The organism is Paenibacillus sp. FSL H3-0286 (assembly GCF_045040705.1).
In the GTDB taxonomy this organism is placed as follows: domain Bacteria; phylum Bacillota; class Bacilli; order Paenibacillales; family Paenibacillaceae; genus Paenibacillus_AQ; species Paenibacillus_AQ odorifer.
This window is the reverse complement of record NZ_CP150285.1, coordinates 2,856,912-2,865,933: the sequence shown is the minus strand read 5'-3', so window position 1 is coordinate 2,865,933 and position 9,022 is coordinate 2,856,912. Positions and strand designations below refer to the sequence as shown.

Annotated in this window: 20 protein-coding genes; 1 reads left to right on the top strand and 19 read right to left on the bottom strand. The window is 33.1% G+C overall.

Annotation, left to right across the window (positions count from 1 at the left end):
• Positions 1–20: 20 nt before the first annotated feature.
• From MHB37_RS12620 to MHB37_RS12530, 19 genes are all read right to left on the bottom strand, one after another.
• Positions 21–821, bottom strand: coding sequence for an HNH endonuclease (locus MHB37_RS12620; protein ID WP_405169408.1), 801 nt, complete (start codon positions 819–821; stop codon positions 21–23).
• A gap of 159 nt (positions 822–980) precedes the next feature.
• The gene (locus MHB37_RS12615; RefSeq protein ID WP_405169407.1) at positions 981–1,856 is read right to left on the bottom strand and encodes a hypothetical protein; all 876 of its coding nucleotides are present in this window, start codon (positions 1,854–1,856) and stop codon (positions 981–983) included.
• Positions 1,857–1,939: 83 nt separating this feature from the next.
• Positions 1,940–2,113, bottom strand: coding sequence for a hypothetical protein (locus tag MHB37_RS12610; RefSeq protein WP_405169406.1), 174 nt, complete (start codon positions 2,111–2,113; stop codon positions 1,940–1,942).
• A gap of 51 nt (positions 2,114–2,164) precedes the next feature.
• Positions 2,165–2,353, bottom strand: a complete 189-nt coding sequence (locus MHB37_RS12605; protein WP_405169405.1) for a hypothetical protein — start codon at positions 2,351–2,353, stop codon at positions 2,165–2,167.
• Between the two features lie 57 nt (positions 2,354–2,410).
• A complete protein-coding gene (locus MHB37_RS12600) occupies positions 2,411–2,599 on the bottom strand; it encodes a hypothetical protein (RefSeq protein ID WP_405169404.1) in 189 nt (62 codons plus the stop codon).
• A gap of 80 nt (positions 2,600–2,679) precedes the next feature.
• Complete coding sequence (locus tag MHB37_RS12595) at positions 2,680–2,904, bottom strand: hypothetical protein (RefSeq protein WP_405169403.1); 225 nt, start codon at positions 2,902–2,904, stop codon at positions 2,680–2,682.
• 180 nt (positions 2,905–3,084) lie between these two features.
• Positions 3,085–3,291 carry a hypothetical protein gene (locus MHB37_RS12590; protein ID WP_076145102.1) on the bottom strand — a complete coding sequence of 69 codons (207 nt, stop codon included), beginning with the start codon at positions 3,289–3,291 and terminating at the stop codon, positions 3,085–3,087.
• A 169-nt stretch (positions 3,292–3,460) separates the two neighbouring features.
• Positions 3,461–3,622, bottom strand: coding sequence for a hypothetical protein (locus MHB37_RS12585; RefSeq protein ID WP_179089076.1), 162 nt, complete (start codon positions 3,620–3,622; stop codon positions 3,461–3,463).
• A 42-nt stretch (positions 3,623–3,664) separates the two neighbouring features.
• Complete coding sequence (locus tag MHB37_RS12580) at positions 3,665–3,895, bottom strand: hypothetical protein (RefSeq protein WP_076145100.1); 231 nt, start codon at positions 3,893–3,895, stop codon at positions 3,665–3,667.
• Positions 3,896–3,929: 34 nt separating this feature from the next.
• Entirely contained in the window at positions 3,930–4,388 is a 459-nt protein-coding gene (locus MHB37_RS12575; RefSeq protein WP_405169402.1) for a hypothetical protein, read from the bottom strand.
• Between the two features lie 78 nt (positions 4,389–4,466).
• Positions 4,467–5,144 carry a hypothetical protein gene (locus MHB37_RS12570; protein ID WP_405169401.1) on the bottom strand — a complete coding sequence of 226 codons (678 nt, stop codon included), beginning with the start codon at positions 5,142–5,144 and terminating at the stop codon, positions 4,467–4,469.
• An 82-nt stretch (positions 5,145–5,226) separates the two neighbouring features.
• The gene (locus tag MHB37_RS12565) at positions 5,227–5,385 is read right to left on the bottom strand and encodes a hypothetical protein (protein ID WP_405169400.1); all 159 of its coding nucleotides are present in this window, start codon (positions 5,383–5,385) and stop codon (positions 5,227–5,229) included.
• Positions 5,386–5,407: 22 nt separating this feature from the next.
• Positions 5,408–6,112, bottom strand: a complete 705-nt coding sequence (locus MHB37_RS12560; RefSeq protein ID WP_405169399.1) for a hypothetical protein — start codon at positions 6,110–6,112, stop codon at positions 5,408–5,410.
• Positions 6,113–6,159: 47 nt separating this feature from the next.
• Complete coding sequence (locus MHB37_RS12555; RefSeq protein ID WP_076129453.1) at positions 6,160–6,651, bottom strand: hypothetical protein; 492 nt, start codon at positions 6,649–6,651, stop codon at positions 6,160–6,162.
• Positions 6,652–6,669: 18 nt separating this feature from the next.
• Entirely contained in the window at positions 6,670–6,882 is a 213-nt protein-coding gene (locus tag MHB37_RS12550) for a hypothetical protein (protein ID WP_076220639.1), read from the bottom strand.
• Between the two features lie 58 nt (positions 6,883–6,940).
• Positions 6,941–7,393 (bottom strand): hypothetical protein, encoded by a 453-nt coding sequence (locus MHB37_RS12545; RefSeq protein WP_405169398.1) that lies wholly within the window; start codon positions 7,391–7,393, stop codon positions 6,941–6,943.
• Between the two features lie 31 nt (positions 7,394–7,424).
• Positions 7,425–7,688 (bottom strand): hypothetical protein, encoded by a 264-nt coding sequence (locus MHB37_RS12540; RefSeq protein WP_076145088.1) that lies wholly within the window; start codon positions 7,686–7,688, stop codon positions 7,425–7,427.
• A 37-nt stretch (positions 7,689–7,725) separates the two neighbouring features.
• Positions 7,726–8,097 (bottom strand): hypothetical protein, encoded by a 372-nt coding sequence (locus MHB37_RS12535; protein ID WP_076145086.1) that lies wholly within the window; start codon positions 8,095–8,097, stop codon positions 7,726–7,728.
• 27 nt (positions 8,098–8,124) lie between these two features.
• The gene (locus tag MHB37_RS12530) at positions 8,125–8,352 is read right to left on the bottom strand and encodes a hypothetical protein (protein ID WP_076145084.1); all 228 of its coding nucleotides are present in this window, start codon (positions 8,350–8,352) and stop codon (positions 8,125–8,127) included.
• Between the two features lie 288 nt (positions 8,353–8,640).
• On the opposite strand from MHB37_RS12530, the gene MHB37_RS12525 reads away from it, so the two are divergent.
• The gene (locus MHB37_RS12525; protein WP_405169397.1) at positions 8,641–9,012 is read left to right on the top strand and encodes a hypothetical protein; all 372 of its coding nucleotides are present in this window, start codon (positions 8,641–8,643) and stop codon (positions 9,010–9,012) included.
• Positions 9,013–9,022 lie beyond the last annotated feature (10 nt).

Sequence of the window (9,022 nt, the reverse complement as noted above, 5' to 3'; positions counted from 1 at the left end):
ATTAATTCAACCTCTCATATTTATTTATCAAAAATATTTTCTCTATGGAACGTTAAATAATCTTGATGCTTCACTTCAAAATTAATGCTTGCATTTTTCTTTATTCCAATTATTTTTATATCATTGGAAGATAATGAAGGCGAAATTATAATGTGACCTTTGTTAGAAAATGAAATCAGTCCTTTATCAAATAAGGTGTCATAGTTGGGCATAAGCAAAATACCATTAAAAACATCAAGTCTTTCTAAATTATTAGAGTCTTTCCATGGTTTAATGTGCGATGCCTTCAAAAGAGAATGTGTTTTACAATTAGTAATTGCGCAACCACCCCAATAATCTATTAACGATGATCTAAACTTTCCTTGACCTATTCTTGCTAAAGAAAGACTCTCTCTAGTTGTGATAGGATGAATGCTTTCTAATTCTAGAATGTCATTAATTAATTGCCCTTCTTTGTTCGATAAATCAATTGTCCAAAATTTCCTCTGCTTTTTGTCTGGAGTTATTTCATTATCAGAACAGAATTTCATGAATAACTCTTCTATCCGTTCATTTTCTTCTTCTTTTCCAAGAATTCTTCTGATTGCAATGTTAGTGTCTCCTCCGTGCTTACCAGAGTTATTAATGTGTTTTTCCATATCATTATCTAGGTAACCAACAAAGCGACTTGGTACAAAGGATATTGAATTATTTTCTTTTAGAAAAACAATACATTTACCTTTTCTAATTATATCGATATAAAAATGATGATTTACTGTATTTTTATAAACTTCGAGCATCGCAATATTATGTAAGATTTGACTAACGTTCTCAACAAACACGACATTTTTCCTCCCTGTGAGTCAGCTGAGATAAGCTTATCACAAGGACTTAATTCAAACTATATTGACATGTAATATTTTCCTGATATATTGCTTTTATTTTTAACTCCAAATGTCAAACTAATCCCCTCCTTTCATCTTGATAAAACAGAACTTTCATCATCCAAATACATTATCAGGCTCACCATCATTGTCATTGCTATGTATATATTCATTCAAATCTTCTTCATCAAAGACTTTATCAATAACATCAGTAATCCAATCCATCGGAAAGTCAAAACTAGGTTCAGACTCTTTTTTCTGATTAATTGCTTCAATTACCATTCTGAATAGAGACAGATCAACTCCGGTTAGCTGATCTTCCAACACTGAAGCATCACTCAGGTCAAGTTTTCCACACTGTAGAATCATCTTAAGATACTGCCCAGCATTAATCTTCCATCCACGTTCAATGAACTTCCTAGCGCGTACAATAGAAGCCAGCGGGTATTTAGAGCCAACATATTTTAATTCCTTTGTTATCAGCGACTCTAATGCTTTCTGTGGTAAAATAAGCTCATTTCCTTTTGGTCGGTAATAGCAAGTGCAATGTACAAAATCATAATTCTCATGAATCTCATCCGGTTCACCATAGAATCTAGTAATCAATTGAACATTATCCGATAATGTGATCGCATTGCTTGATAAGAACACTGGTTTAAATCCTTTTATGTATTTATTCTTTGCTATGCCGCTGCTTGGAACATATATGCTGACCCTACCGTTTTCAGATTCTTTAACTTCAACATCAAATTCGTTTCTGTTTGCCTTGTTGAATTTTTTAACATAGTATTCTGCAACCTTCTTGCACGATTCGATATCAGTAAAATAGTAATCATAATCATTAGGTTCTTCATCTTGCAACAATGATACAATTGCTCCCCCAGTAATAAATGAGTTTTCGTTAATGATTTTAGAAATTTCTTCATTATCAATAGAGGCAATAAAGTTTTGATGTGCTTCCTGCAATCGTCTTTTTATTCCTTTAATATTCATTTTCCAACCCCAATCATATGTATTTGTCCTACAACCTCATTCTAACACTTTGATTTAATTTTGTATATATTTATTAATATGATTTATTTTGTTAGACATGTCCCACATTCTGGACAATACTTTACATCAATTCTCACCTTCTCATCTTTAAAGTGTTCTGCAAATAAATAATAGTTGTTATTTTCAGTATCATATACAACTCCATCCGAGCCACAAAGGTCACTCTCCTTATTTTCTTCACTACAGTATTCGTACATTCATCTCATCTCCTCTCTTTATAAAATCGGGCTTTCATGTGGTTATAATATCTACATCAATATCTCCTCGATTTTGATAATTCCACTGGCTACTGCTATTTCAATATTAAATGGTAGCTTTCTTAAATGCCCTTCAGTAGTTATAGATGATTTATGTCTACACCCAATCATTGAGCCATCTAAATTAAATCTTACATATCCTTTTCCACATATAATTACGTATAGTTTTTCCACTTCCAACAATCTTCAACTCCTTTCAGTACAAGAGGCAGCTGGTAAGTAACTTCGGAATGCACATCAATACTTATATGCTATAAGTGGAATATATTCATCAATAGTCGTATCAAGAGTTGATTCAGCAGATATAATATCTCTGCATCGCACTTTATCCAACGCTTCTTCATCAGAATTAGCTTCAACAACCACTAACACTTTCTTAGTTATTTTTTGTTCTGTAATAACTTTATAAAGGGACAAATTTCCCACCCACTTACCTCATAGTTTGTGTCTACTATACTTAATCAAATCAAGCTTTTATCACATATGTGTGTGGTCTTCTTTTATCTTTAAATAGAATTACATGCAGATATTTTATAGACTCTTTGTTCTATATCTAAAAAAGGAACATAATCAATTTCCCCATCAGAGTAAGTGACTTCATAGCAAAGTCTACTTGGTAATATAGGATCTGGAATTACATATGCAACTCCTGTTATTACAGGTATCCCTTTCGCTGGATTATATGCATAATGATGAATAGGATGCAAATATGATTTAGATATCTGAAGCATAAATTCCCCTCCGTTTTAATCATTAAGTCATTTTTTAACCTCTGTTTTATTACCCTAAGACCACACAGCGCTAACAAAATTATAGGATTTACTATTTTTCCATAAGATCGGCGTTTGTGCTATCAGCATCATTAAAACCTTCAGGATATCTTTACTTCAACTACCTAATATTTGGATTGATCACTTGTAATAGAGAATGTTATTTTTAAAATGAACTTCCTTATTTCTGTTGCTACCCAAGTCAATCGAAGTCATTCTCATTTCCTCAAAAGCTCTTAATGTCGCACAATCGATATCACAAAAATACTCTGTCAGGTACAAACTGTAGTAAGTCTCACCAGTATCTTTAATGACTTCTTCGCATTGTCCACAAATCACTTCTTCCATTCGTCGCTCACCTTCCTTATTAAACCATATTATTGTTCAGAGCTCTTGTACTGTTCAGCAATCATCTCCAATCAAATATCTTGTCAAACAGTGTTTTTGTTGCTGTTTCTTCCCGCTCAGAGTAATTCCAAGTGTTTTTACCTCATTATATCTCCTCCTTCTTCGCCTTCTAATTAAAATTTCTGCACGCCTCGTCTTCTGCTACTGCTTTTTCATAAACCATACAATGCAGTACGTTCTCCTCGTCGCTATGAGAATTACTACAACCTAAACAGTCTATGAATTTTCGATGTGGGAACCCATCTCTTAATTGATCAATCAGATCATCCATTGTCTAACCTCCATTTCTATCTACATGAAAGAAAGATTTGATTTAGTCTTGTGCATCCTCAATTTCTTTTCCATCCACGTCAGTATGTACTTCCTCTATAATCATCCCATTCTCCCAAATTTGAAGAGTATGAGTTGCGTAATCGCTATCTCTATAATCATTCTGGTCAACATTGCAAACTATTGTGTTTTCAGCAATTTGCTTATTTGCTCCAGCATATAGTATTCGATAGTACTCTATGTCTTCAAAAATTTTTACATATGTTTTATTCATTTAATTCCTCCATTTTCTCTGTGAAAGGAAAATTTCATAAGAAAGTGCTTTTGTAAAAATCATTCTCCACTACAAGTGAATCAACCTCAGAATAATACACGTCAACGTAATTCAAAAAACTCTCAAGACAATAAGGATTTACAATGTTACTCGCTTGATCTAATGCAAGAAGATTATATTGTTGACCATCTATCTCATACATTAGTGCTTTTTCAAATTCTCCATCACCTTTTATCATAATATTCGGTGATATCTGTTCTACAAAATCAAAAGCATACTCGCTCGATGATACCCACCCATGCCTATAGTATCTTATATGTTTGAACCCTTTATCAAAGTGAACATATAAATATGAAGCGAGTAAATTTGCGAAGGTATGACATTTACCTTCGTCCTCAACATCTAATTTCTTTATTAATTGTAAGTAATCATCTTCAACGGCAATCATAAATTCTACTACATCAGTCAATTCTTTACTATTGATTTTATCCATCCTTCAGCATCTCGATTCTTGTTAAAATGTATTATTCATTTGAATTTTAATTGCCCCACTATAGTTAATCAGATCCGATTAAAGAAACGAATCCATAATGAACAGTTTTGGCTTCTTTACCTTGTCACCTTCATTGAGCCTTTTTAGGTAATTATAAATTCGATTTCCATTAGATAAGATTCTAAAAACAATCTTTTGATGATTGCTGGCCATCGACTTAATATGAACTTCCGCAGGAATATAAACACCAGGAATAAGCATTTCTTTATCATTAAATGCTCTATATCTCGACGCTACTCTGTGATTTCCGTCCACCATTAAAGATAAATTGGATGGGGCATAGTCAATAACATAGATTGGATTTGTATTTCGAATCGCATAGCTAAATCTGTCCATTTCCAAACCATCATAATCTACAAATTCTTCAACTTCTCCAATTTTGAATTTTTTCCTCACCACGCAGTTCCCATTGTTTTTTATCAGCTTTTCTAGTAGGGGGATACTCCATGCAAATTCATAAATTTCCCCGTTAGGCAAAATATGCTCTCTAAAATACAGCTCCCCATTATCTATAGGAATTTTAATTTCTTCCTTAATTTCAATTAAATCAGTCAAAATATCATTAAGTTTATTGCAGTGTTCTATGTAGAAGGGATGCTCATGCATATTCAATTCGGAACTCACTTTGAATTCTTCAAACAATTCAATCAACGAATTAATAGCCTTTATTTTTTGAGGATTTAAATCAAGTATCATTTCTTTTCCTCCAAGTATTAATTATTATGAAATGCCACTTTCATTTTGTAATACTTTTAACTACTACCAGATATTATTGATATTATTTCTTCTTTGTAAGCTTCAGATATGACACCTCTAATAGCGCCTTCTGCATATCTCCATTTGTCTCGGCAGCAATTCTTTTTGCAGTTTCATAGTCCAAATCATGAGTTCCTGTCAATACTTCAACTACATCAATTTGCTTTTTGCTTAATTCCATAATTATTTCCTCCCTGTAAAAGTCATATTTCATTCCCTCTTGGTTTTTGATCATTTTTAGCCAATCTCTCCGTTCTCCAGTTCTTTCCATACACCCTTAAGTCCCTCAAATCGCGATCCCTCATTCTCTGATGGAAGAACTCTTTTGGTATATTGTTCATGACTGAATTCAGGCAATAATCTATAGGAAATTGGGCAACCAATTTACCTTCATGAAGCTCGTTAAACGTGTAATCCTCGAAAAAAGTACACTCATCATCACGCCACACAAAAATTCTCGTAGTATCTTTTACTCTAAAGCTATCTATATGTAGAGAACCATACTCACCCCTATCAAGACGAGATAGTGATAATCTATCTCTCCAATGTTGAGGTATCCTTGCTTTTATGCCCTCGTTACGACTAGCTGTTCCTATGTAAACTTGACAATACTCATCTAAGACCATAATATAGTGTCCGTATATACCAGCTACAGAATTGAGATCTTTAATTTCATAAAATTCATTTGAGCTGACGAACCTATCTAGTTCTTCATTAAATTTGTCCTTTGACAATGACTTGAAGTCATCCATATTAAGATTGAATCGTGCCATGACCCTATCCAACTTGAGTTTTACTTCTTCTGAAAAAATGGCATCATCTTTATCAATTTTTCTCACATAATTATCGCCGGTTAATTTTAATTCGCCCTCTCTATTACGTATATTAACCCCGAAATGTGTTATCATATAATTTCACACCCCATTTCCTTATGAAAGATTGTTTTTATTGAGTTTTATTGAGTTTTGTTGTTTAGCACTGGCTCATAATACTCATCTAGTGTTTTTGATTTAATATGCTCATCAGAATACTTATTTAAAATTCCTCTTGTTTCATTCTTTGACCGTTCCCAGTCATGTTTCATTAGAACACTAATACAATAACGCAATTCATAAAGGGTATCCTTATCTCTTTGGCCTTTTTCAATATCCACCAGCAGTGAAGCAATTCTATTATCTAATTTATTAGTTGCTTTCTTTGAGGGATTTAAACTTATAATCAAAAAAGTTACTAACTCACTGATACGCACTTCGCTTTTTTCGTTTGGATTTAGTGCCAACGCATATAACTCAGATACGTTTTCTTTGATAGTTTTTCTCCAATTTGCTCGTTCCTCTGTTATGTACTTAAGAGACATTGTTTTATTATTGTTTGACCTTGATACAATGGCAGAAATTATTGCAGCAACAACTACAGGTGCAATAAAGGCAGTAATAATTGTATCCATCTAATCAGCACTCCCACTTTATAGTCTGTTTGTGACAGCAACGATAAAATCGTGGATATTCATTTCCGCAACACTCTTCAGATCATTTAGTTTAATGGAATAACTAGTTTCGATTTCTTCAATAATTTCTGAAAGCCCTTCTTCATCCCCGAACACACCCATGGTCGCAGCTACATTAATACGTTTCACCTGAAAATGGTCAGCAATAAATTGAGCTATTTCATTATACATACCTTGTTCATCTCCTCATGAAAGGCTAATTTTATGTATCTTCTCGAAACAAGATTTTTTATATCCAAGAGAGATTAAACTTTGATACACCTTTTTCCTCAATGAACTTTTTTAAATTCCACTCCTGTGATTTCAATTTTTCGCTTGGATTATAATGCTTGAGAACTGTGTCGAGTGTAATTAAGTAACAAGTGACTTCACTTTTTTGATCCAAAATAAAAGCAAAGTATTCCTTGCAGCCAAAATGAAAACAAGCTTTTTTTACTTTTTGTATATGCTCATATGGTTTATTGATTGTGAAGCCATAGTTCTCTTGCCAATCCTTCCTACTCCTCGCCTTAACAGATATTCCCCATCTCACACTGCCAAAACTCGCAATAATATCAATTCCTGTATGCCTAACATGTGTACATTCAATACCTTTCTTTGACAACCAATACATTGTTAAATGTTCTGCGAAATCCCCTGTAATCTGCTTATGATTTGAACTAAACATTTCTTCTTCGCTCACTCCCTATGAAAGACTCATTTTACAAGTTTATTTACCACTCAAAAACTATTCCGCCCGATATGATGTGTTTATTAAATGAACCAGCAATTGCTGGTAACAATCTATCAATTTGACCAACTACAATGTGAAATGATTCTGTGCTTTCTATTAATTTCATGCTTTTAATTTCACTGTCATGAACAACCAAAGTTGATTCTGATAAGACCTTAATTAGAACAGAAAAATTATTGGTTGTAATTTCTGTAACGATACTTATATTACCATTTTGAACTCTAGAAATTTTGATGTAATTCATTTAGCCCACTCCTTATAATTTTAATAAAAGAATTGTTTTATCCTAAATATGCATCACATTGTCTACCATCACAAATCGGACATGTCATTCCCGCATCCTCAATTATCGCATCGATTGAAAAACTTAGATGCTTGGCAATACATGTCCTGTGCTGACCATCAGTAAATCCCAAATGTCCGCAATCAAATTTGAACAATTTCACATTTTCTTCCTGTCCTCGTTCAATTATGGACTTAGAAAGTTTTCTGCAATAATTAACAGAAGATCTCTTATAATCTTCCGGAAATTGATTAACTTCTGATTCGTCCAATAGTAGAGAGCATTTTCCAAATCTATGTTTATGGCATGTTCCACTGTTTAACATAAAGAAAAATTTAAAGTCTTTCGGATAAATTCTTTGACTCAGCATTGGTTTTTCTCCCTCCATATAAAAGTATTATTTGATCATAATTTGATTAAGCTTATCTAAGGTTTCTTGCGCCTCTTTGACCCACTCGGCCTTTATCTCTTCTGCCTTCTCTTTAAGCAATTTGCGTTTATTACAAAAAAAGTAGTATTGATTATATCTCGTAATTTCATCTGTTATTTCAATATTTTTAAATGCTGCCTTTATAGGCTTTACCTCAATTTCCGCCTCTTCTTTGTTGTGATATAGTTGATACACTTGTAGCACCCTCCATTCTTTGCAATCCCCATGAAATTGTTGTTTTATACCATTCAACATCTTATATGTATTTACCTGCTTTAGTAATCATTATCCATAAACTTATTTTAATATGTTTATTAATAAAAAGCAAGAACTATTTCCCTTTTTACCAAATATCATTGGATATTCTTCTTGCTACTATTATAGTCATTTTCCATCCCCAAAACATCCCTTATATCGCCTTTACGAACTCATTTTGGAGTTATGATATGAACTACAGAATGATTCCCCTAAGGAGAGAAATTAATGGATATTATAAAACACGAAAAAGTTGATTCCAACCTCGCTATATTTCATTTGATTGATAAAGTTGGGCGAGTGTGGCAGACCATAAGCAAGGATGAAAAAGAAGCCTTTAATAATTGGGCTGAAGGTGAAAATTCCTTTACCTTTATCGTTCATAACAATAGACCCGAAATACTCACTAACGATTATCTTATCGAGTCCCTTAATATTAAGCGATCAGCAATTGTAGTTATCCAAATGATGAAAGAGATTTTAGACACAGATGCAAAAAGAGAAGATTTTTATGCTAAGACATTGGGCTACAATGCCACTAGTAAGATTGGATGCACGTTGATTAATCGTGTTCTGTTCCAAATTAAAAAGACCGTCTGATAGGCGGTCT